The organism is Paenibacillus sp. FSL R7-0026 (genome assembly GCF_038004485.1).
Taxonomy (GTDB): Bacteria; Bacillota; Bacilli; order Paenibacillales; family Paenibacillaceae; genus Paenibacillus; species Paenibacillus xylanexedens_A.
This window is the reverse complement of record NZ_JBBORG010000001.1, coordinates 2,048,422-2,071,275: the sequence shown is the minus strand read 5'-3', so window position 1 is coordinate 2,071,275 and position 22,854 is coordinate 2,048,422. Positions and strand designations below refer to the sequence as shown.

Here is a 22,854-nt window from a genome sequence, read left to right as displayed (position 1 = left end):
ATGTCTATTTTACCAAACGAGTACCGATGCACCCCATGTCAAACCGCCACCGAATCCAACCATCAGAACGGTATCTCCGGCTTTCATGCGACCTTCCTCCGCTGCTTCTACCAGAGCAAGCGGTATGGAAGCAGCAGATGTGTTTGCATACTTATCCACGTTGACTACAACCTTTTCTTCAGGAAGTTCAAGTCGTTGCATCGCAGATTGGATAATCCGAATATTCGCTTGGTGAGGAACAAACAGATCCACATCCGTACGCTCCATACCAGCCTTGCGTAATACCTCAATGGTAGCCGTCCCCATGACACGTACCGCAAACTTAAACACTTCACGACCGTTCATGTTGATGTAATGCTTTTTATTTTCAACGGTCTCTGCAGTAGCAGGCAGACGGGAACCGCCACCTTCCATCTGAAGAAGACTACCGCCAGCACCTTCGGCACCGAGATCGAATGCTTTGAATCCGCGACCTTCCGGAACTTCACCAACGACTACCGCGCCTGCTCCATCACCAAAGAGGACACAAGTGTTACGGTCTGTATAATCCGTAATACGAGACAAGCAGTCCGCACCAATCACAAGTGCATTGTTGTACATACCGCTTTGGATGAAGCTCGTAGCACTAGCCAAACCGTATACAAATCCGGAACAAGCAGCCGACAGATCAAATGCCGCGGCACCTTTTGCACCCAATTTGTCCTGTAAGATGCAGGCTGTCGATGGGAACGAAGAATCCGGAGTAATCGTTGCAACAATAATCAGATCAAGATCACTGCCTGTCATACCTGCAGATTCAAGGGCTTTAATCGCCGCTTCATATGCCAGGTCAGAAGTTGCCTGATCGGGTGCAGCGATGTGACGCTCTTTGATTCCTGTACGACTGACGATCCACTCGTCATTGGTATCGACCATTTTCTCCAGATCGCTATTTGTCAAAATTTTCTCAGGCACATATTTCCCTGTACCAATAATCCCTACTGGGCGCAAATTATTCATATCGTCACTCACTTCCCGCTAATTTCCTTAGATATGCTCTCTACCAGCTGATTCTGCACTGCAATCCGAGCTTGGCGCACAGCATTTTTGATGGCATTGCCATCAGCAGATCCATGACTTTTCACAACCAGTCTGCTCAAACCGAGGAGTGGCGCTCCGCCATGCTCCGTATAATCCAGCTTTCGTTTCAACCCACGCAGCTCAGGCATTAGTACAGCTGCAGCCAGTTTACTTTTGAGAGAAGATGAAAATTGTTCCTTAAGCAAGGCGAAAATGGCACCTGCTGTGCCTTCCAGCGACTTCAGCAGGATATTCCCTGCAAAACCGTCACATACAAGCACATCACAAGCACCAGTCAGCACATCACGTGCCTCAACATTACCGACAAAACGAATTGGGAGTTGTTCCAGTAAAGGGTATGCATGTTTGGTTAACTCATTTCCCTTACCTGGCTCTGTTCCTACATTGAGCAAGCCCACTCGTGGGGACTCAATGCCCTGTACTTTTTGCCGATACAAACTGCCCATCAGACCATACTGTGCAAGATGCTCCGGTTTGGCATCCATATTCGCTCCTAGATCCAGCGCAAGCACACCTACATCATCAATCGTTGGAATCATAGGCGCAAGCGCCGGACGTTCAATGCCTTCCATGCGACCTACAACAAGCAAACCCGCTGTCATGAGCGCTCCAGTATTGCCCGCCGAGATCATCGCGTCCGCTTCGCCCTCTTTCAGCATGCGGCCTGCGACCACCATGGAGGCATCCTTTTTGCGACGCACTGCTTTGACGGGTTCATCATCCGAACCAATAACTTCGGAAGCATGCCGGACCGTAAGATTGGCAGGTCTAACACCTGACTGACTCAAAAGAGGCTCCAGCTTGGCTTCATCGCCGATCAGGACGATCTGTGTATCCGCCCATTCCGTGGCTGCGGCAATCGCACCTTCTACCGTTGATGCAGGTGCATTGTCGCCTCCCATGGCATCAATGACGATTTTCATTCCAAATGACCTCCTTCTCCGCTGTCTTCTCCACCTGAATGGTAGATTACAAAGTTGCCTTGAAACACCATTTCTTCACCTACATAAGTGAATACTTCCACTTTGGCTTTGCCCTTTTGACCCGGAATCGATCTCACATAAGCCTTTGCAATACATTTTTCTCCCAAATGAACCGAACGGACAAAGCGAATGTCTGCTGATGCAGTCAACGCGATCTCGTCATTAATAATTGCTACAGCCAAGGAGTTAGCCTGTGCAAAGACATAGTGTCCGCGTGCAATACCTGTTCTGGAAAAAACGTGTTCTTCCTTAATCTCAAACAGGGAAATCCCGCTCTTATCCAGTTGCAGATCCACAATATCACCGATAATCTCATGCAAGGGCAACGAGCGTACCTGATCATACGAGAGCTCTGCCATCAGTTTCATCCGCTCCCTAAGTTCGGGTATTCCAAGTTCCAGCCTGTCAAGACGAATCGTCTGAATACTCACCTTCAATTGGCGTGTAAGTTCCTGATCCGTCACAAACGGGTTCTCTTCTATCATTTTGGTTAACTGCTGTTGCCTCTGTCTCTTCGGTACACGTTCGATGCCTGACACCCCCCGCTGTATCGTTTACGGAACCGTCCCGTCCGGCCAGTTCAACCATTCTTTCGTGTTGCTTCTATAGTTGCATCCCTGGTCACCAGGGTCGTTCTCAAACGGATTATGGTTCATCTATATGTAACGTCAAATCTTAGAACCTGGTACTAAACTATAGTATATCTCATCCCGTGTCAAAAAGAAAGACTGGCCTAACAAAAACAATTCACCCTTCTGGTGCAAGGATTTCATGCTTGTTAGCTCACTCTACCTACACTCTCTAATCCAAAAAAAGTAGCACCTCATCGAAATGAAGTGCTACTTAATGTCCAACTATTATTGAGAGATGATCTCTCTTGCTTTGTACGTTCCGCACACTTTGCACACGTGGTGACTAAGTTTAAGTTCGCCACATTGTTCACATTTCACCATGCCCGGTACAGCCAATTTAAAGTGAGTGCGACGTTTGTCGCGACGCGTCTTGGACGTTCTCCGTTGAGGTACTGCCATTATTCCCACCTCCTTATCAAAATCAACCTTTGCAGGTAGTCTTAAAATGTTCGATTTTCAATCATGCTCATTTAAAAAAATCCTTGAGCCCTGCAAGCCGCGGATCAATAACCTCGTTATCACAACCGCAGTCACCTTCGTTCAGCTCATGGCCACACTTGGGGCATAACCCTTTGCATGTATCGCTACATAGCGGTATAAACGGAAGATCCAGCAGAAAAGCTTCCTCGGCATAACTCTTCAGATCAACGCTATCTCCATCCACATAGAGCGTATCATCGTCTTCGTGTAATCCCTCTGGCTGTTTTCCCTGCTTGAATTGCTCATGAAAATCAATATGAAAATGTTCATTGATTGGCTTGAGACAACGGGAGCACAACATGTCCACTCCTACAGTCAGCTTGCCATGAACATCCACAACGTCACCTTCTCTGAATTCTGCAGATAAGTCCGCAGTCAGCGGGGTAACGGCTGTGATATCTTGTCGGTTAGAAACCAGTTCCTTGATCTCCCACTGTTCGTTAAACTTCAGGGGACCATCACTGGTAGCCACTTTGCGAAATGGCATTAACATTTCCATCACTCCAAACGAAACCAATTTCATAATTCGTATCAAACGTATCACGACAGTTATACAGGTCAAGCCTGCTTTTGTAAAGCAATAAATCCTGACTGTATGTATTCTGACGAATCTTCGTTAAAAGTATTATGAAATTGACTTAACAAACAAAAATCATTATACCGATTTTTCAAGACGTTTGTCAACACTTTTAACTTTACACCCTATTTTAAAAACAATGGCCCAGAACCGTTTACTCCATCTGGTCTATTATAGACTCACTTTAAGATAAATCACAAGTCGTCATTTTAGTTGTTGCTCCTTGCAAATAGCGGTCACATTTCGTTAACGTTTGGTGTGATCTATGTCACACAGACCCGCTTGCTCCCTATCTATACTTGCTATAAACCAAAGCACGATCAGCTCCATGACCGATTTATTATCCAACTATTTCATATTATATCGGGAGGGAAAATGTATGTTAAGCGAGCACACCATTAGAGTCATTAAGTCTACAGTACCCGTACTTGAAGTCCACGGCGAAGCGATCACACGCCATTTCTATGAAACGATGTTCGCAGCTCATCCGGAACTACTGAATATTTTCAATCATGCAAATCAGAAACAGGGACGACAGCAAGCCACCCTCGCCAATATGGTATACACCGCTGCCTTGCATATCGATAATCTGTCCTCCATCCTGCCTGCCGTTCGACAAGTTGCACATAAACATCGCAGCCTGGGTATCGTTCCCGAGCAATATGCGATTATCGGTACCTATCTGCTACAAGCCATCAAAGATGTGCTTGGAGACGCGGCAACGGATGAAATCATCACGGCGTGGGGCGAAGCCTACAATGTCATTGCAGACGCCTTTATCGGGATCGAACAGAACATGTATACGGAAGCGGAAAACCAGACGGGTGGCTGGGAAGGATTTCGTACCTTCAAGGTTGCCAAGAAAGTACAGGAAAGTGAAATCATCACGTCCTTTTACCTCGTTCCAAACGATGGTCAGCCCATTTCCAGTTATGAACCGGGACAATACATCAGTATCAAAATCCAGCCAGAGGCACAGTCATTTACCCAGATTCGTCAGTATAGCCTTTCAGACACCCCGGGTAAACCTTACTATCGCATTTCCGTTAAGCGTGAGCGAGGTGTGTTAGAGCGTCCTGACGGAGTTATATCCACGTATCTCCACGATCACATTGAAGAAGGTAGTCTGGTGGAACTATCCGCTCCTGCTGGCGACTTCACGCTGAATGCAGACGATAAACGGCCTGTTGTTCTCCTGAGTGGTGGTGTGGGTCTAACGCCCATGATCAGCATGTTAAATACGCTCGTTAACTTGAATGAAAATCGTACAATTACATTTTTGCATGCAAGTCCCAATGGTCAATCGCACGCGTTCCGTGATCATGTGAACAGTGTGGCCAAACGTAATCAGGGCGTTAAAGCTTATTATTGTTATACTCAACCTGAGGATGCTGATCGTGAAAATGAGTATTTTCATAAGGCAGGTTATATGGATGCGGTCTGGCTTCGTCAAGTGATCGATGAACTGGATTCCACTTATTATCTGTGCGGACCGGTTTCGTTCATGCGGGCAGTGTATACGGAACTTCAGGCGCTTGGTGTTGCAGCGGACAACATTCATTATGAATTTTTTGGGCCCAAAGCAAGTTTATCTCCCGCGCCGGAAAGTGTCTAAGCGTTCTGATTTATTAAGTTGAAGAGGTCGTTCTCCCATTATCGAAAATATGTAATATACAATAGATTTGCAGGTACAGTCTGACATCCGTTGATGTTGGATTTGTGCCTTTTTCTTGTCTGAATTGGTGCATGATTTGATCTAATACATGACATCCCCTATGATGGAATGGATGTTATACATACTCGGTTATCCAATCGAAAGGAGTACGTCTAATCATGAAAGCCGTAGGCGTCATTGTTGAATATAATCCCTTGCATAATGGACATGTTTATCATTTGCAGGAAGCTCGGCGGCTAAGCGGCGCAGACGCCGTTGTTGCCGTTATGAGCGGCCCTTTTCTCCAGCGTGGCGAACCCGCCATCGTCGGTAAAAGGGCCCGCACCGAGATGGCGCTGCACGCAGGCGCCGATCTGGTACTGGAACTGCCGGTGGCGTACGCAGTACAACCGGCAGAGTGGTTTGCCTTCGGTGCGGTATCACTGCTGCACCGCACCGGCGTTGTGGACTCGCTGTGCTTTGGCAGCGAGTCCGGCGACCTGGACAGCCTGCAGCGCATTGCGCGCGTGCTGGCTGTAGAGCCCGCAGGGATGCGCGAGGACATCGCGCGCCGCCTGCGGGAAGGCGCCAGCTACCCCGCCGCGTACGCAGGCGCGGCGGCAGCGCTGGCGCCCGGCGGCGTCGATGCTCACGACGCCGCTGCACTGCTGGAGCAGCCCAACAATTCGCTTGGGCTGCACTACCTGATCGCGCTGCAACGACTTGGCAGCGCGATACAGCCCTTTACGGCGGCGCGTACCGGTGCCGCGTATCATGAGGCGACGCCCGGGCCGGGGGCGATCGCCAGTGCAACAGCCGTCCGCCGCCTGCTGATGGCGGACGGACCCAACGCCGCCGCGCCATACGTGCCGGCGGCAACCCTTGCCATTCTGCATCGCGAATGGCAGGAAGGGCGCGCTCCCATACACTGGGAGCGCTTTGCGCAGCCGCTGTTTCACCTTGCGGCCACCCGCCGTGCCTCCGAGCTGGAACGCATCGCCGAAGTCACGGAAGGCCTGGAACACCGGCTGAGCCGTGCACTCGCTCAGCTCCCGGAGCCTTCAGTCGAAACACTCCTGAATGCACTGAAGACCAAACGATACACACGCACCAAACTCCAGCGTATGCTCGCCCACCTGCTCCTGAATCACACCAAAGCCGAGTGTTCACCAGAGCAATTGGCTGCCGGACCTGGATATCTCCGAGTCCTCGGATTTAATGCTCAAGGGCAGAGCCTGCTTAAACAAATGAAGAAAACCGCATCGCTTCCAGTTGTACTGAAACCGTCGACGTTCACACACAATCAGCTGGAACTGGATATACAAGCTCAGGTTGCGTATGGGCTCGCTTGCGAGCATAGGGACACACGCAAGATGTTCAGTGACTACTATGAGTCACCTGTCAGACTGTAATCCGCTTTTGACCATAAGGCTTCATCTCTATAGAGCTTTTTATTCCATCATCAAACTGATCATTTGATATCCACTATTCGTTAATCAAATATACAATTAAAAAATCCCCTTGCTGCGCGCCTCTCAAGCACCTCGCAACAAGGGGATTTCCTTATTCACTTCTCTTGTTCTCTTAATTCTTTTTCTCTTAAATCTTTTGGGTATCTCTACCCCTTTGGGTCTAGTGAGTCTGTTGATCTTCTCAAATCTCTTGATCACACTTCATTCCACTGTAATCAATTATTCCGATTTTATCCGTTCTTTATCTATCCGGTTCAACGTTGGCTCGATCTCTTCCCGCTCGTTTTAAATCCTATGATTTTACGGACAAGGTTTTCAAATAAGCCAGCGCATCATCCACCGTGCTCACAGGCACAAGTTTCATTTTGGTGCCGATCTGTTCAGCCTTGGCTGCTGCTTCCTTATAGTTATCCTTGGGTACAAAGAAGATCTCCGCTTCTTTTCGATCAGCAGCTACAATCTTGTGCACTACACCACCAATTGCACCCACCACACCGTCCTTGGTAATGGTACCTGTACCCGCAATTCGATGCCCCTTGGTCAGATCTCCAGGTGTTAACTGGTTATAGATCTCCAACGTAAACATCAAGCCGGCAGACGGACCACCAACCTGAGTATCGGTGAAGGAGATCTGTTTGTCCGGATCTTCAGCTTTCACCTTCTGAACCGCACCAATCATTACTCCGAGTCCCGGGCGGGTTTCACCTGTTTTATTGTCTTTTACCTGGATCAGTTTCACGTCCCGGCTAATGGTCTCTCCACCACGTTCCAATTGCATTTCGACTGTATCTCCGACCTTTTTATCTTTTAACTGGGCAGAAAGCACCGTGTTATCCGGCGTAGCTGTTCCGTTCACTCCCAGAATGATATCTCCCGGAGCAATGTCTCCTTCCGGTTTTGGGTCTTCGGACAGTCCAAATACAAAGATATGTTCAGGTACAATAGAGTAAGTCACACCAGCCTGCTCATATGCAGCCTCCATTGCGGAGGATTGTGAGTCACTCATGAACCACACCTGTTCGGCAGAGTATTCCGCTTCGCTTTTGCCGCGCAGTCGGTCTTCCTTTTTATCCACTTGAGCATTTTTATTGAACAGAGAGGTTCCTAGCAAAAACACATTGGCATATGTTGCCGACACGGTCGTCATCATGAACACACCGCGTTCTTCCTGGTCTCCACCCTTAACGGTTACCATTGGTTTTACTTCATCTGCACTGCCAGGCATATATATGATATACGGCGTTGGCATGTACACGGCAACATAGACGACCAGAGCCACCACGATCACAAAGATCGAAGCTCTGAATCCGCCAGATTTCCGAATCCGATTCATCGCATGAGCCTCCGTTCTTTGTATCTCTATATAAGCTGAACTCTACACTAACCAGCGATCGTAATTCCACCTTGTGAATACTTCCATTCGTCGGTTAGATTCACGCTCCTTGTAATGCAGATACTCAGCTCATCTTGTTTATTCATTTTTTTCAAGTCTAACACTCTGGTCCTTGTGCATACAATGGTACAGGCCGGATAGGCCGCTGTATACAATAGCCTGTCCGGTCAAGGCCGAACCGCCCTTCGGGCGTCATTCGGCCGTCCATAACGATTCAGATGCCGAATCGGCGTTATCTGATATGAGGTGAAACGATGACATTACAGAGCGAGGTTAGAGATTCTGGCCCGTTACGAACGATAATCCTAAGTACCGGCGCTTTAATGTTGGTCATTGCGGTAGTTGCTTCCCCCAAAGAAGCGTTTGACGCCTCTATTCAAGGTCTGGATATATGGTGGAAAATCATCTTCCCTGCCATGCTCCCGTTCCTCATGTTATCCCAAATGCTCACTGCGTTTGGCTTCACCCACGCGATCGGCGCCTTGCTCGGACCGTTAATGCAACGCTGGTTTAGACTCCCAGGCAACGCAGGTCTGGCAATTGCCGTTGGCATGTGCGGCGGATTCCCCGCAGGAGCAGATGCGGTATCCCGTTTATTTCAGGATAGACAAATTACCGCCAAGCAGGCGGTTGTCCTTGCGGCGGCATCTCATTTTGCCAATCCAATGATGATCATTTTGGTCGTCGGTGCGGCTTTTCTCCACCAGCCAGCGGCCGGTTATTTTCTGCTCGTGGTCCACTGGATCAGCGGCTGGATTGCTGCCATTCTTGCCACACGTCTCCTGCCGGCACCGGGTAACCAGAAAGACAGGGTTGGCTCGACAGCCGTGCAAGCAGATAACAGCTCTCTTGATTCTCAGCCTGCAAGTCCTGCAAGTTCCACAAGTCGCTCATCTGCCCCCCACCACGCTACGAACAAACGAAGCAGTATATGGTCTGATATGATGATTGCAGCCAGGGAAGCCCATAGTCGTGATGGAAGAGGATTTGGCAAACTGTTAGGTGACACCGTATCTCAAGCTGTGCAGACCTTAATGATGACTGGAGGATACATGATCGGTTTTGCCGTGTTTATCCGGCTGATCTCCCTTTATCTGACTCCCGGGTCCTCTGCTGCGCTGTGGCCAGCCTTCTTTGAGCTTCATCTGGGCACCTATCATTTGAGCCAGACTTCACTTACACCCGCGCTGCTCATATCTCTACTTGCAGCCGTTCTGGGATGGGGTGGTTTATGCTCCCATCTGCAAGTCTCTGCTGTGCTGAAAACAACTGGTCCAAGCACCAAATCGATGTTGTACTTTGCGGGAGTTCGTCTGACTCATGGATTAGTCGCCTTTTTCATCAGTCTGTTCCTATGGATGCCGTTCAGCCGTTATAGCACAGAAGTCTGGACCACATTACAGACGAATGCAGAGCAGGACCTCTCAACACCATTCGGTTGGCTATTCATACATAGTCCAGGTAACACATACACAATCAACACCATTTGGAGTGTCTTCCCTGCTGCATGCATGGGTCTTGCGTTACTTCTTGCAGTCATGGTTAGTCTATCGGGTCTTACCTTTTGGTTTAACCGCTGGTTTTCTCGCTGATTTTCTGACGGAGCGCAGCTTCCACTTCAGGTGAGACAAGATCTGTAACATCTCCATGATAATGAGCGATTTCTTTGACGATGCTGGAACTTAAATAGGAATACTTCGGATTTGTCATCATAAATATCGTTTCCGCATCCGGATTCAACTTGCTGTTGGTCGATGCCAATTGCAACTCGTATTCAAAATCAGTTACCGAACGTATACCACGAACGATGACCTGAGCTTCCTTTTGCCGGACATAATTGGCTGTCAGATCGCGGAAACTATCCACCTCCACATTGGGTAGATGGCGGGTTACTTCCGTAATCAGTTCTTTGCGTTCCTCCACCGTAAACAGCGGATTTTTGCTCATATTGTTCAACACAGCCACAATGACGCGATCAAATTGCTTTGACGCTCTGGCGATAATATCCAGATGTCCCATCGTTACGGGATCAAAACTTCCAGGATATACGGCGATCCGTTCCTGTCGATGTATCATTTCAGTCATGAGGAGCCTCCTCTTCCGGTGTAATGGATTCTCCATCTTCAACTGCTTCAGACGCATAATAATAGATGGATACTGCCGTCTCCCCATACAAAGCCTTGCGCGTTTGTTCAAACGGGCCGAATTGCTCAGGGTAATCATGTTTGGATTCATATTCAAGCACGATGGTTGCTTCCGGTTCCAAAAGTTCCAGTTCGTGCATGGTCAGCATTAACTCGTGCCCGTTCTTCATGCGATATGGCGGGTCGAGAAACACCAGATCAAACGTTGTGCCTCGTTTGGCGAGTGCCTTCAACGCACGACCTGCATCATTACGATATACGGCCGCCTGGTCTTCAAGCTTGGTCGCCTTCAGATTCATGCGGATAACTTCAATACTTTTCGATTCCAAATCAACAAAAACAGCCTTGTCCATGCCGCGGCTCAGCGCCTCAATACCGAGACCCCCACTGCCTGCAAACAGATCCAATGCTGTACCGCCCTCAAAATAAGGACCAACCATGCTAAATAACGCTTCCTTCACCTTGTCGGTGGTCGGCCGCGTACCCGTGCCAGGAACAGCCTTCAGCGGCCTGCCTTTTGCACTCCCAGATACCACTCTCACTTGACGAGTCACCTTTTCTCTATGTAAGTTTATTGATACGACTATCGTACCACATTCGGGTTCGGTTTGAAAAATGTGCGGTCTTCATTTCCCTTGGAAAATTGTTGACGAATTGTTGACGCATATGTATAAAAAGGAAACAATCGGGCGATTCTATAATTATCGACATCACAAGTGTCGTAGACAACCGCGGAGAAGACTTACGTTTCCCCATAAGCTCTTCGTCCGGTTTCTCCTCTCCCATGAAAAAGAAGCTCTCGAAAGAGGGCTTCTTTTTGTTGTTTATGTTTTAATTTATTTTGCTAGTTATACTTTTCTTCAAATTCACTTATTTCGGCTTCCTCTTCGGTCTGCAACCATCCAATCTCCCTCAGCCACATGCCCATATCTGCTATAAATTGCTTGGCGTTTAGATGTTCAATCTTGTATTTTTGGATCTTTTCACTCAAAAAAGCATAAAACTCATGGCTTAACGCATACCGTTGTTTGCTTTTGCTTAATGTCTCATACCGATCCTCACTGACCACCATATCAAAATAGATGACATTCTCCTTCTTCACATGTCTGACCGTCGAATTCCTCTCATATTCTTCAGGAAGACACCTGAAAACAAAGAAGAGTTCAATATCAACTAGCTCATATTTGCTTTCTGCTTGATCAAAAACAGACTGCAACTCATCCGAAAGATTGGCAACTTGCGTTAAACCTGAAGTATCCGTTGATTTTCCGAAGATCATTATTGAACTCCTCCCGTTCATTTTCAACATTCGTAATGAAACTAAAAAAGGTTGACTAGTGATGTTATCTCCGTCAACCTTTCCTATGTTCATCCTTCTTGTGCCTTACCCCAACGTAGCAAGACCTTACGAGTTCAGCTCTCGATGTTTCCGATTGGAAAGTCGCAAATTGATCAATGGAATGATAAGTAAAACAACCGGCAAAAGAAGATTTATCGAACCCGTCTTAATCATCATGAAGGTAATAAACAGCACTGCGAGCCAGGTTATAATCTCCATCATTTCATATTTGGTTAACGTAAGCTTGAATGCTTTTCTCGAAATGAAACGAATTAAGAAATAAGCGATCAAGCTATAGAACAGGATCATCCCCAAAATTGCAACAGTGATTATGAGGTACATATCCACCATAAAAATCTCACCCGACCCTTATATCATTTCCTTAATTTTACCATATAAGCAATAGGGTGTCATTCCTAATTCCAAACCAGTACTTCTTCAAGACTGGCGAATTACGCTTTACTTCTCTTCAACAACAATCGTTGCATTATAGATTACGACACGTTTCCCATTGAGATCGAATAATACTTTATTGCCGTATTCCGTATCTTCCACGTCAATTTTGCCATCATAGGTCTGAATCAATTCACCATTATTACTGTACACTTTAACAACCCTCTCCAGGCCACCCGAGTTATTGGACCTCATCGTTTTGAGTGCACGTTCACCTGAAGCGGTATTGAAATACCATATGAAACATCCAACAATGATACCCAAGAAGACTAACACCGTCACCCATATGCCTGTCTTTGCTTTTTTACTCATCTTGAACCCCCCTCTTATGTTTCCTGTCTCGTACATTACGAGGTTGGAGAGAGAACGGTTTCACACAATGCCTCTCAAGCTGTTCGTTGACAGAACAAAACAGAGGCCTCCGATGAGCGAAGACCTCTGTTCTTTATTGAATACATTCTTTATTCTGTACGATCCTTTTACTTACAGTGCACGAATGACAAATTCAAATGTCAGTTCGCCGTCCGAAGGGATCAGGTATTCCGGATGAACCGGAGCACCCCAGCTGTCATCACCGCCAACACCCATTTGTTTACCCGCTACAGTCACGACCGTATAGTGCACAGGAGGCAATTCGTACACATGCTGTGCGTTCTCCAGCTCAAATGCTGTATATGGTGAGACATTCAGCTCAACCGGAGTTCCGGATGCTTCAATTTTAAAGCCACGTCCCGCGTTGTCTGTCAATTTGGCCCAACGTACGCCCGTACGGTTGCCTGATTCCTGTGGTACCAGATATGGAGCCATGGTATCAGCTACCTTGCTGCCGTGGATACCGAGACGTGCGCCAAATGCGCGGTCTGCATAGTTTTCTTCGGGTCCCATCGCGAGCCATTCCACGTTTTCGAAGTCAGGTGATGTTCTGAAGGACAATGCATGAATTGGCAGGTTTGGCAATCCGGCTGTACCTTTGTAGGTATTATGAACACGTACGCTTCCATCTGCATGAACGGTATATACCACTTTCACTTGTACATCCTCCGAAATGTTGAGCTTGTACGTGAACTCGATCCGGTATTGATCCGGTTTCTGTTCCGCTTTCCACTCTACAGAACGTGGCATCAAGCTCGCTGCATACCAGGCGCCCAGTTCGAAGCCCATCGCCATACCTTTGTCATTATCCGTCATTGCACGCCAGAAGAGCGGTGCAGGTGGTACAGCAATCGTCTCACGACCGGACAACTTCAGGGAAACCAGTGTCCCAAACTGTTTGGAGAACAGCGCATGTGTCTTACCTGCACGAACACCAATGTTAACGTCACCTTCGATAACTTGTACATCACTTACAAGGTTCAGGTCCGTCTCGGCTGCATCATTTACCTGATCCTGTGTGAAAATAAACTGTCCAAATGCCACTTCTTCGCCTTTATCAGCCCACATTGTAGCTTCTTTTAACACAAATGCAGTGTTCACAGCGTACTCGCCGCCAGCCAGAGCTTCTGCACCCAGCGGAAGTTTCACTACCGTCTCGCTTTGTGCATCCACGTTCACTTCCAATGTTCCACGCAGCACTTCATATCCCTCGCGCTCCAGGCTGTATACCAGTTCCAGCGCAGATGTATCTGCGAACAGATTACCGTTCACGATTTTAACGCCTTCACGATCTGGGAACAGCTTGATGTTCTGATACAGGAATTTAACCTCCTGCATTTTCGCAGTTACTTTACGGTCAGCATGGACAATACCGTTGCCACAGAACGAATAGTCTGATGGACGATCACCGAAATCTCCGCCGTAAGCGAGGAACTCTTTGCCGTAACGATCTTTTTTATAAATGGATTGGTCGATGTAATCCCAGATGAATCCACCTTGATACATCGGGTATTTGTCTTCCAACTCCGTATATTTGTGCATACCACCAATAGAGTTACCCATAGCGTGCATGTACTCACAGCTAATATAAGGTTTAGTCGGGTTTGCATTCAGGAATTCCTCAATGTCCGCCGGTTTGGCATACATGCGGGTCTCCATATCACTTGTCTCATCGAAACGACGATCATGGAATACACCTTCATAATGTACCAGACGTGTTGGATCAGCCGATTTGAAGTATTGGGATACTTTGTAGATGACTTCACCACCATGTGATTCATTACCACAAGACCAGATCAGAATGGACGGATGGTTTTTGTCACGCTCCACCATGGATACAGCGCGGTCCATAACGATATCATGCCATTCCGGTTTGTCACCTGGAATAACCCATGAAGGCTCAACGGCACCAAGTTTCTGCCAAGATCCGTGTGTCTCCAGGTTCATCTCATCAATAACATACAATCCATATTCATCACACAGCTCATACCACAGACTTTGGTTTGGATAGTGTGACGTACGTACAGCATTCATATTATTCTGTTTGATCGTACGAACATCCCACAGCATATCTTCCTTCGTAACTGCACGTCCACGACGCGGGTTGAACTCATGGCGATTCACACCTTTGAATACGATACGTTTACCGTTGATGTGCATCACTTTATCAATCATTTCAAATGTACGGAAACCAACGGCTTGAGGAACTACCTCAACCAGTGTACCCGCAGCATCATATACACGAATATAGAGACGGTACAAGTATGGAATCTCTGCGCTCCACAGATTCACTGTACCAATATCTTCACGAAGACTTACTTGTCCATCGTTAACCTTGGATTCAAACGTTTTAACGGTATTACCTTCACGATCACGAAGTTCAGCCTCTACACGTGCTCCAGCAACCGCTTTTCCTTCCAGTTTCAAATCTAGTTGCAATGTACCGTTCGTATAGGACTTGTCCAGATCTGTGCGCACATGAACATCACGTACGTGTGCAGCTGGGACGGTATACAGATACACATCTCTGAAAATACCGGAGAAACGCCAGAAATCCTGATCTTCCAGCCAGCTGCCTGTGCTGCGTTGATACACCTCAACTGCGAGTTTGTTCTCTCCATCCTGTAGGAATGGCGTCAGGTCAAAGTCAGATGGCGTAAAGCTGTCTTCCCCGTATCCTACGAATTGTCCGTTAAGCCATACATAGAATGCAGACTCTACACCTTGGAAAGAAATATATACCGGATTCGACTCCCAACCTGTCGGCAGGTGGAATGTGCGAATGTAACTTCCAACCGGATTTTTATCCTGTGGTAATGCCGGCGGACGAATGTCGTTCAGGCCATCCCAAGGATATTGTGTATTTACATATTGAATCTGTCCGTATCCTTGTAGCTGGATGTGCCCCGGAACTTCAATATCATCCCAGCCTTCACTGGAAAAATCGGATGTATAGAAAAACTCAGAACGGCTGTCTGGACGAATCGCATAGTTGAATTTCCACGTACCATTCAGATCATAACGCATGGACATCGCGCCTGAACCTACAGCCTCATCCATCGTTTGATAATAACGGTGATCGGAATAAGCATGCAGACGGTTCACCTCAAATACACTTACGTCCCCCAACCAGTTGATATCTGCCTTTGTTGCTTTCATCGGCTCTCTCTCCCTTTAAAACGTTATAGTTTGACTTATTCAAGGTTTACTCTGGATTTCCTTTTGCTTTACATATACAAAAAAGACAGAGGTACGCCATAACAGCGCCCTCTCTTCTCTCCTGCACCCGTCATTTGCACGGATTATGCTGTTTTCATTACTTCACGGAACCTACCATACCTGCAACAAAATGTTTCTGCATGATGAAGAAAACGATTGCTGTAGGCAGTGTTGCAATCACGATTGCTGTCATGATTACTCCGTAATCCGGAGAATAACCAGCACCCAGATTTGAGATCAACAGTGGAATCGTTTGTTGGTCAGGTGTTTGCAATACAATGAGTGGCCACAGATAGTTGTTCCAGCTACTCATGAATGTAATGATTGCTGCCGCTGCATATGTTGTTTTCATGGTTGGCATATAGATCTTCAAGAAGATGCCGAGTTCACTCAAACCATCAATACGTCCAGCTTCCAGCAAGTCTTTCGGGAACATTTTGGTGTTCTGACGGAAGAAAAAGATCAGGAACGCTGTTGCGATGGTTGGCAGGATCACTGCTGCCATCGTGTTGATTCCGATAACCGGTGCAACTCCCGAGATTGTTGCGAACATACGATACAGTGGTACCATGATCGCTGCAAACGGGATCATCATGGATAACAACAGGATATTAAACACAATGTCACGAGACTTCGTGCGATATACCTCGAAGCCATAACCTGCCATGGAACCAATAAACAGTGCCAAGAGAGTCGAGACCACAGAGATAATCGCCGAGTTTCCGAGAGCCTGTACCAGATTTGTCGAATCAATCAGTTTGTTGAAGTTATCAATAAAAGCTGAACCGGGCAGCAGTCTACCCTTGGTGACATCGACTGATGCATTTGTTGAACTGACCAGCATCCAGAAGAAAGGGAAAATGGATACAAAGGCGACGATGGATAGGAACACATACGTGAAAATCCGTTTTGCTTTAGCTTTAGCCATTTTTATTATCACCTGCCACTTTAAACTGGATGATGGACAATACAATAATCAAGATTACGATGGAATACGACACTGTTGCTGCATAACCGAAGTCCGGTGAATATTTGAACGAAAGGTTGTAGATGTATTGTGAAATCGACATGGTCGCATTACCTGGACCACCTTTGGTAATATTCATGATCTCATCGAAGATTTGCAATGTACCAATCGTTGATGTGATGGACGTGAAAAGGATAATCGGTTTAAGCAAAGGTACAGTGATTTTGAAGAATTGTGTAAAAGCATTCGCTCCGTCAATTCTTGCAGCTTCATAGATCGATTGATCGATGTTTTGCAGGGATGACAGATAGAAAATCATGTTATATCCGGTCCAACGCCAAGTAACGGCGATTATGATCGTAATTTTAGCCCAGAACGGGTCTGTGATCCATTGAATTGGATCGCCAATAATGTGCAAGCCCATCAGGAATTGATTCACCATTCCATCTGGTGCAAACAAATATTTGAATACAACAGAGTACGCTACCAATGAAGTTACACAAGGCAAGAAAATCGCTGTACGGAAGAAGCTCCGGAAGCGTAGTGTGCTGTCATTCAGCAATACGGAAATAAACAAACCAAGAATGATCATTACAGGCACTTGAATAATCAAGTAGATAAATGTATTCGATAATGCTGTACGGAACGTTGTATCAACTAACAATCTTTTGTAGTTAGAAAGGCCCGAAAATTCAAGATTGGCTCCTACACCAGACTTGAACGATAAGAGCAGCGCTTGGATCATCGGGTAGAAGTAAAATGCAACAATCCCGACAACAGCCAGCAAAACAAAAGCCCATCCAGTCAAATTATTTTTCTTTTGGAGACTGTCTCCTGTATTCATGGCTTTCACAGTATGGCTCCTCTCTCTCCATGGAACATGGGTAGAACCCACGGAGCCTCTCGCCATATCCGGTTCGACTTGCGCCGGACATGGGAGACGGCTCCGATGTTTCCTAGGGTTCTATAAGTTACCTTGGGTATCTTAGTTTAATTGTGCTTCAGCTTGTTTTTGTGCATCAGCCAGAACGTCATCGATTGATTTACCGTTCAGGAATGCTTGCATTTCTACAACCAGAATATCTTCAATGGCATATGTGTTGATACCATAGTTTACGCTTGGAATTTCTTTCGTCCAATTTGCAAAGTCTGTGAAGATTTTTTGTCCGCCGAAGTACTCGTCTGCTTTGGCATACGCGTCACCATCAACTGCTGGTTTGTACGTACCAATTGCGCCGATGTTGTTCAACAGATCTTGATACAATTGTTTGTCAGAACCAAATGTTTTTGCTACAAAATCAGCTGCTTGATCTGCACCAGGAACGTTGTTCATAACATACCAAGAGCTACCACCCAAGTTGGATGCGTGAACAGAGTTTGCTTGACCAGCCATTTTCGGTATTGGAGCTACAGCCCATTTACCGGATTGGGAAGCTTCTTGACGTACAGATGGTGAGAACCAGTTACCTGTAGGAATTGTTGCTACGCTACCGTTATTGGCGTTGGCAACGAATTGACTCCAGTCAGAGTGCAATTTAACAATGTTGGCATCCATCATTGCTTTGTAAGTAATAAACGCTTCTTTCAGAGCAGCATTATTAGCAATGTCAGGTGTTTTACCATCTTCTGCGGAATACCATTTACCTGCAGTTTGGATCATCATACGAATCAAACCAAGGTCATTCGGGTCAAGAGAAAGAAGCTCTTTACCTGTTTTAGCTTTTACGTCTTTACCAATTTGGATGTAGTCATCCCAAGTGATGTCTTGCAGGTCAGCTGCTTTGTAGCCAGCTTGCTCCAGCAGATCTGTTCTGTAGTACAAACCAGCAACGCCGGAGTCAAATGGTACTCCGTATTGTTTGCCATCAAACGCTGTTGGTCCGAGTTTGTAATCTGCAAAATCGGAAGCCGTGATACTGGAAGACAGATCTTTGAACGCATCAGGATATGCATTCAGGAAGCTTTGTGAACGATAGTCTTCAATCAGAACTACGTTTGGAAGACCGCTCGCAGTTCCGGAGTTAAGACCTGTGTTCAGTTTCTGAATGATATCAGCTTGAGCGTATTCAATGATGTTGATTTTCACATCAGGATTTGCTTTTTGATATGCTTCTTTTGCTGTTTCCATTGCAGCTACGTTAAAAGCTTTGTCCCAAGCCCAGACCGTAATTTCGTTTGTTTTTTCGTCACCACCACTAGCGGAATTACCTCCGCCACCGGATGAACATGCGGACAACAGCAGTACTGTAACGAGCATCAATACCCACATTTTTTTCAAAATATTCAACTCCCCTTCGACCTCTTTGTGTGTAATTTGTTTGCGTTTTCTGAAAGCGGTTGCTTTCGATGTATTCATCTTATCATTCCCATATCTTCATTCGTTAGTAATAATTTTGTACGGATTTGTCATCTTATTGCCACAATGAAAACCTTTACAGAAACCGTTTGCATTAAATTTGGCTTTTTGTAATTTCTTTTGATTTTGTAATTTCTTGATCTTGAAATAGTACAAAAATGATTTCACCCGCTTTACCTCTGACACGTGAAAATCCCCCGCCTCTGTAGAAAACAGAAGCGAGGGATCTCGATTTTAAGTGTATTTAATCGAATCGGGTTTCGATTCAACTCGTGATTAAAGGTAGTGTAACGGTGACTCTCGTTCCTTCCCCAACCGTACTCATAATGGTGACACCATAAGGTGAACCATATAATAACTCAATACGGTCATGTACGTTGCGAATACCGATACCACTGAATAGTTGACGATTGTTCTTTGGATTGGGCAACGTTTCTCCCATGACAAGCCCTTCAATTCCATCCCCGTTGTCCATAATCTCACAGATGAGTGATTCTCCCGCTCTGGAAACCATGACATGAATCGTACCCGTTTCTTTCTTGATAAATCCATGGAAAAATGCATTCTCGATAAACGGCTGGATTACCAGTTTGGGTACATGATAGTGTGTACAATCCGGAGCCACGTAGAAAGCTGCTTTAATTCGGCCACCATATCTGACGTGATTAATGAAGACATAATTTTTCAAATTCTCGACTTCTTGTTCCACTGTAACAGTCTGGCTCACATCACTGATCGTATTTTGCAACAATCCAATTAATGCATTAATCGTCTCCGCAGCCCTGTCTTTGTTGCCTTGTTGCACCAGAACTTTGACAGATGCAAGTGTATTGTACAAGAAGTGAGGGTTAATCTGACTCTGTAATGCCGCAAGCTCTGCGTTCCGTTGTTCATGCTGTGTCTGTACTAACTGATCCACATAATCATGCAGTTCATCAAGCATGTAATTGTAAGCATGACCAAGCTGCCTGCTCTCGTAGCTTCCGCTCACCGGAATGTAGTTGTCCAGATCACTTTTTGTAATGTTGGACATCTGCTTCACAAGTCTGCGCAGTGACTTGGTAATCTGGCTGGTGATGAGAAACACAAGGATGAGTGCCCCCACAACGATAGCTGCACAGATCAGGGCAACCGTCTTCATGTCGATAAGTTGCCCCATCGCCAGATCCTTATCCACTACATTGACAATATAAAACCGATAGAACGGTAAATACTCGGATAGCACAACGCTATCCTGATCCATCACACGAGCATTAATACTTCTCGGAGAGTTGTTGTTCATATCCCGGGCATACGATAGCAAATCCAGCTGAGTTGTTCCGATCCAGTCTTCACGATTCGATGATACAATCTCACCTTTTTCATTCATAATGACCACATCATTGCCACGACTTGTAAAGCTGCTGTAAAATTGCCGGAATATGTCTTCTCTCATCGTGACATAGAGCGTACCGTATATCCGGCTGCGTGTTCGGTCCGTCAATGCTTTCGTCGCAGAGATCATCTGCTGACTCCCGAGCGTTGCCTCGTTTTGATAAACATCAAAGATAAGACGACTCGGCGTCTCAGCGGCTTCCATCGTAATTGGCTCCTGCTTCAATTCATCCACGGACAACTGAAGGTGAGCACGATTCGTGGAATAGCTCCGTCCATTAATCCCGATAATTGTTATCCCAACTTCGTAGGATTCTGTGATGGATTGAACTCGATCCATCGTTTCCCTCATATTATAGAAGGATTTGGCCATCGTGAGGGAATCGGCATCTCCTTCGGACAGGAATCCTCGGATCGATCCACTCTGCGTCACATTATTCGATACGGCAGCAATGGCCTCATTAAAGGATTCAAAATTTGTTTTGATCTGATTAAGCACCTTGGAGTTTGTGATACTGAACGTCTCAGTAAACAGATTGGTTGACATGTGAATGGTAGTCCATAAGATGAGTACAGAAACGAGGACAATACTGACCACCATAACCAGAAACAACTTGGGAAACAATCCGAGACGAGATAATTGGTTCATCCATTTCTTCATGATCTTATCCTTCTGACTTTATGCCCAGAATTTGCGCCGGTATCGGCTTGGTGATAGTCCGGTGAATTTTTTGAACACTTTGCAAAAGTAACTATGATCGGAATAGCCTACCATACTGCTAATCTCAGAGATCGTTACATCATCGGATCGGAGCAGTTCCTCGGCTTTTTCAATCCGAATTTTGTTTAAGTATTCATTAAATCCTTCTTTTTTGTGAGATGAGAAATAACTGGATAAATACGATGGATTAAAATGAAAGTGCTTGGCTACTTCAGCAAGCCCGAGCGGCTGATCAAAGTGCTCATGCATGTAATCCAGCAGCATCTTCATGTTGGGATCACTTCGTTTTCCACCCGCACCAACGGTGCACTCCTGAACTTCGGTCATGAATTGATCAAGCACAGTCATGACTTCGTCCAGACTTGAAGCCCCGTCCACATTTTTAAAATACGTATATTTGCTCTCTTCCAGCCCGGCAGACTGGACATCCATATCCGCGAGGGTAATGGTCACGTTGAAGATCAAGTTACCGAGAAATGATTTGATCTCAAACACATCGGCAATATAATCCCGTCCAAGTGTTTTTGCATGATCCTGTAAATACTCCCTTGCCGCTTCGATCCGGTTACGCTTCACATGCTGCAAAAACATATTCACATTAAACTGGTAACCTGCGGGATGCATTGGAGGCAGTTCACCATACACCAGGATTGGTCGATCCTTATAATAGAAGCGATATTCAATCAGCTTAATCAGATGTTCCCGGTAAACAACACCCATCTGTTCAAATGAAGTAAAGCTTTCACTAAGCACCCAACCAGGACTGCCTTCTCCTGCTGCATTTTCACTGGCCAACTGTCTGATCCGTGCAAGCATCCATTCATCTCTCGCAGGATCAACATTAAGAAGCATCACAGGTAATGTACCCTCTGCAGGAAGCATTGCACATTCTACTTCAGGCAGATCACTGCGGAGCTTGGTTTCAATCTGTTCCTGATCCAGCTTCAGTGGATTCCCTCCAGCACCCACGGGTTTATACACAAGCAAGCGAAAGGATTCATACGGAAAGGTATCTCGGATGATCGACATTTCGCTATCTTCATCCAATGTAAATCCGGACAGCATCTTCTCCATCAGTTGCCCAAGTCTCCAGCCATCGTGCGACGGCTCGAACTGTAGCTCCGGAATTTTACCCGCTGTGCGTTGAAGGACCTGCAATAATTCATTTGTATCCAGCTTGGGTTTCAGTATATAATCGGCTGCCCCGTGCTGAAGCGTTGAACGTACATACTCGAATTCACTGAAGCTGCTAAGTACAATAACTTCAATCTGCGGATTACTGGCTTTTAGTGTACGGACAAACGTTTCGCCATCCATGACAGGCATGACAATGTCGGTGATCACAATATCCGGTTTTAACAGGTTCACCTGCTGTAATCCTTCTTCACCGTTGGAAGCTTCACCCACAATGATAAATCCTTCCGATTCCCAGTTCATATGGTGCTTTATGCCCTGTCTTACCAGAAACTCATCGTCAACAATCAGCACCTTGCACAACCGGTTCATGATCGCGACCCCCTTGTCTAATCTTTCCTCTATATCTGTATAGGCTATACCAACTATTATATATATCGGTTATAAACACTTTCCAGTGTTAGCGGTTACATTAATTCTAAATTAATTGTACATCTTTTTATA

19 protein-coding genes are annotated in these 22,854 nt (G+C 46.1%); 3 read left to right on the top strand and 16 right to left on the bottom strand.

Annotated features, from left to right (window positions below):
• Window positions 1-9 precede the first annotated feature (9 nt).
• From MKY44_RS09485 to MKY44_RS09465, 5 genes are all read right to left on the bottom strand, one after another.
• A complete protein-coding gene (locus tag MKY44_RS09485; protein WP_036610885.1) occupies window positions 10-999 on the bottom strand; it encodes a beta-ketoacyl-ACP synthase III in 990 nt (329 codons plus the stop codon).
• An 8-nt stretch (window positions 1,000-1,007) separates the two neighbouring features.
• The gene (gene plsX / locus MKY44_RS09480) at window positions 1,008-2,003 is read right to left on the bottom strand and encodes a phosphate acyltransferase PlsX (RefSeq protein ID WP_017689231.1); all 996 of its coding nucleotides are present in this window, start codon (window positions 2,001-2,003) and stop codon (window positions 1,008-1,010) included.
• A complete protein-coding gene (gene fapR, locus MKY44_RS09475; RefSeq protein WP_047842457.1) occupies window positions 2,000-2,548 on the bottom strand; it encodes a transcription factor FapR in 549 nt (182 codons plus the stop codon). Before fapR ends, plsX begins: the two co-directional genes overlap by 4 nt.
• Window positions 2,549-2,920: 372 nt before the next feature.
• Window positions 2,921-3,094, bottom strand: coding sequence for a 50S ribosomal protein L32 (rpmF, locus tag MKY44_RS09470; RefSeq protein WP_017689233.1), 174 nt, complete (start codon window positions 3,092-3,094; stop codon window positions 2,921-2,923).
• Window positions 3,095-3,161: 67 nt separating this feature from the next.
• Window positions 3,162-3,668 (bottom strand): YceD family protein, encoded by a 507-nt coding sequence (locus tag MKY44_RS09465; RefSeq protein WP_341006893.1) that lies wholly within the window; start codon window positions 3,666-3,668, stop codon window positions 3,162-3,164.
• A gap of 463 nt (window positions 3,669-4,131) precedes the next feature.
• On the opposite strand from MKY44_RS09465, the gene hmpA reads away from it, so the two are divergent.
• The gene (gene hmpA / locus MKY44_RS09460; RefSeq protein WP_341006892.1) at window positions 4,132-5,367 is read left to right on the top strand and encodes an NO-inducible flavohemoprotein; all 1,236 of its coding nucleotides are present in this window, start codon (window positions 4,132-4,134) and stop codon (window positions 5,365-5,367) included.
• A 218-nt stretch (window positions 5,368-5,585) separates the two neighbouring features.
• A complete protein-coding gene (locus tag MKY44_RS09455) occupies window positions 5,586-6,818 on the top strand; it encodes a nucleotidyltransferase (RefSeq protein WP_341006891.1) in 1,233 nt (410 codons plus the stop codon).
• Between the two features lie 352 nt (window positions 6,819-7,170).
• Here the strand turns inward: MKY44_RS09455 and MKY44_RS09450 are convergent, their stop codons facing one another.
• Window positions 7,171-8,211 (bottom strand): SepM family pheromone-processing serine protease, encoded by a 1,041-nt coding sequence (locus tag MKY44_RS09450; RefSeq protein ID WP_341006890.1) that lies wholly within the window; start codon window positions 8,209-8,211, stop codon window positions 7,171-7,173.
• Window positions 8,212-8,525: 314 nt separating this feature from the next.
• On the opposite strand from MKY44_RS09450, the gene MKY44_RS09445 reads away from it, so the two are divergent.
• Window positions 8,526-9,863, top strand: a complete 1,338-nt coding sequence (locus MKY44_RS09445; RefSeq protein WP_341006889.1) for a nucleoside recognition domain-containing protein — start codon at window positions 8,526-8,528, stop codon at window positions 9,861-9,863.
• On the opposite strand, the gene coaD is transcribed toward MKY44_RS09445, so the two are convergent.
• From coaD to MKY44_RS09395, 10 genes are all read right to left on the bottom strand, one after another.
• The gene (gene coaD / locus MKY44_RS09440) at window positions 9,841-10,347 is read right to left on the bottom strand and encodes a pantetheine-phosphate adenylyltransferase (RefSeq protein ID WP_341009814.1); all 507 of its coding nucleotides are present in this window, start codon (window positions 10,345-10,347) and stop codon (window positions 9,841-9,843) included. The two genes, MKY44_RS09445 and coaD, sit on opposite strands and share 23 nt — an antisense overlap.
• A gap of 1 nt (window position 10,348) precedes the next feature.
• Complete coding sequence (gene rsmD, locus MKY44_RS09435) at window positions 10,349-10,957, bottom strand: 16S rRNA (guanine(966)-N(2))-methyltransferase RsmD (protein WP_237175987.1); 609 nt, start codon at window positions 10,955-10,957, stop codon at window positions 10,349-10,351.
• Between the two features lie 302 nt (window positions 10,958-11,259).
• Window positions 11,260-11,694 (bottom strand): hypothetical protein, encoded by a 435-nt coding sequence (locus tag MKY44_RS09430; protein ID WP_341006888.1) that lies wholly within the window; start codon window positions 11,692-11,694, stop codon window positions 11,260-11,262.
• A 519-nt stretch (window positions 11,695-12,213) separates the two neighbouring features.
• Window positions 12,214-12,519 (bottom strand): hypothetical protein, encoded by a 306-nt coding sequence (locus tag MKY44_RS09425; RefSeq protein WP_017689244.1) that lies wholly within the window; start codon window positions 12,517-12,519, stop codon window positions 12,214-12,216.
• 171 nt (window positions 12,520-12,690) lie between these two features.
• The gene (locus MKY44_RS09420) at window positions 12,691-15,738 is read right to left on the bottom strand and encodes a glycoside hydrolase family 2 TIM barrel-domain containing protein (RefSeq protein WP_341006887.1); all 3,048 of its coding nucleotides are present in this window, start codon (window positions 15,736-15,738) and stop codon (window positions 12,691-12,693) included.
• A gap of 157 nt (window positions 15,739-15,895) precedes the next feature.
• Window positions 15,896-16,726: a carbohydrate ABC transporter permease gene (locus MKY44_RS09415; RefSeq protein WP_036609483.1), complete on the bottom strand. Its 831-nt coding sequence runs from the start codon at window positions 16,724-16,726 to the stop codon at window positions 15,896-15,898.
• On the bottom strand, window positions 16,719-17,609 hold the full coding sequence (locus MKY44_RS09410) for a carbohydrate ABC transporter permease (protein WP_036610887.1): 891 nt from the start codon (window positions 17,607-17,609) through the stop codon (window positions 16,719-16,721). The genes MKY44_RS09415 and MKY44_RS09410 overlap by 8 nt, the downstream gene beginning before the upstream one ends.
• A gap of 141 nt (window positions 17,610-17,750) precedes the next feature.
• Window positions 17,751-19,034: an extracellular solute-binding protein gene (locus MKY44_RS09405; RefSeq protein ID WP_347400007.1), complete on the bottom strand. Its 1,284-nt coding sequence runs from the start codon at window positions 19,032-19,034 to the stop codon at window positions 17,751-17,753.
• A gap of 352 nt (window positions 19,035-19,386) precedes the next feature.
• Window positions 19,387-21,156: a cache domain-containing sensor histidine kinase gene (locus MKY44_RS09400; RefSeq protein WP_341006885.1), complete on the bottom strand. Its 1,770-nt coding sequence runs from the start codon at window positions 21,154-21,156 to the stop codon at window positions 19,387-19,389.
• Between the two features lie 18 nt (window positions 21,157-21,174).
• On the bottom strand, window positions 21,175-22,722 hold the full coding sequence (locus MKY44_RS09395) for a response regulator transcription factor (protein WP_341006884.1): 1,548 nt from the start codon (window positions 22,720-22,722) through the stop codon (window positions 21,175-21,177).
• Between the last annotated feature and the right edge of the window lie 132 nt (window positions 22,723-22,854).

Excerpts from the sequence above, each read along its gene's own strand:
- MKY44_RS09485 (WP_036610885.1), bottom strand. The coding sequence starts at position 999 with ATGAATAATTTGCGCCCAGTAGGGATTATTGGTACAGGGAAATATGTG.
- plsX (WP_017689231.1), bottom strand. The coding sequence starts at position 2,003 with ATGAAAATCGTCATTGATGCCATGGGAGGCGACAATGCACCTGCATCA.
- fapR (WP_047842457.1), bottom strand. The coding sequence starts at position 2,548 with ATGATAGAAGAGAACCCGTTTGTGACGGATCAGGAACTTACACGCCAA.
- rpmF (WP_017689233.1), bottom strand. The coding sequence starts at position 3,094 with ATGGCAGTACCTCAACGGAGAACGTCCAAGACGCGTCGCGACAAACGT.
- MKY44_RS09465 (WP_341006893.1), bottom strand. The coding sequence starts at position 3,668 with ATGTTAATGCCATTTCGCAAAGTGGCTACCAGTGATGGTCCCCTGAAG.
- hmpA (WP_341006892.1), top strand. The coding sequence starts at position 4,132 with ATGTTAAGCGAGCACACCATTAGAGTCATTAAGTCTACAGTACCCGTA.
- MKY44_RS09455 (WP_341006891.1), top strand. The coding sequence starts at position 5,586 with ATGAAAGCCGTAGGCGTCATTGTTGAATATAATCCCTTGCATAATGGA.
- MKY44_RS09450 (WP_341006890.1), bottom strand. The coding sequence starts at position 8,211 with ATGAATCGGATTCGGAAATCTGGCGGATTCAGAGCTTCGATCTTTGTG.
- MKY44_RS09445 (WP_341006889.1), top strand. The coding sequence starts at position 8,526 with ATGACATTACAGAGCGAGGTTAGAGATTCTGGCCCGTTACGAACGATA.
- coaD (WP_341009814.1), bottom strand. The coding sequence starts at position 10,347 with ATGATACATCGACAGGAACGGATCGCCGTATATCCTGGAAGTTTTGAT.
- MKY44_RS09430 (WP_341006888.1), bottom strand. The coding sequence starts at position 11,694 with ATGATCTTCGGAAAATCAACGGATACTTCAGGTTTAACGCAAGTTGCC.
- MKY44_RS09425 (WP_017689244.1), bottom strand. The coding sequence starts at position 12,519 with ATGAGTAAAAAAGCAAAGACAGGCATATGGGTGACGGTGTTAGTCTTC.
- MKY44_RS09420 (WP_341006887.1), bottom strand. The coding sequence starts at position 15,738 with ATGAAAGCAACAAAGGCAGATATCAACTGGTTGGGGGACGTAAGTGTA.
- MKY44_RS09415 (WP_036609483.1), bottom strand. The coding sequence starts at position 16,726 with ATGGCTAAAGCTAAAGCAAAACGGATTTTCACGTATGTGTTCCTATCC.
- MKY44_RS09410 (WP_036610887.1), bottom strand. The coding sequence starts at position 17,609 with ATGAATACAGGAGACAGTCTCCAAAAGAAAAATAATTTGACTGGATGG.
- MKY44_RS09405 (WP_347400007.1), bottom strand. The coding sequence starts at position 19,034 with ATGTGGGTATTGATGCTCGTTACAGTACTGCTGTTGTCCGCATGTTCA.
- MKY44_RS09400 (WP_341006885.1), bottom strand. The coding sequence starts at position 21,156 with ATGAAGAAATGGATGAACCAATTATCTCGTCTCGGATTGTTTCCCAAG.
- MKY44_RS09395 (WP_341006884.1), bottom strand. The coding sequence starts at position 22,722 with ATGAACCGGTTGTGCAAGGTGCTGATTGTTGACGATGAGTTTCTGGTA.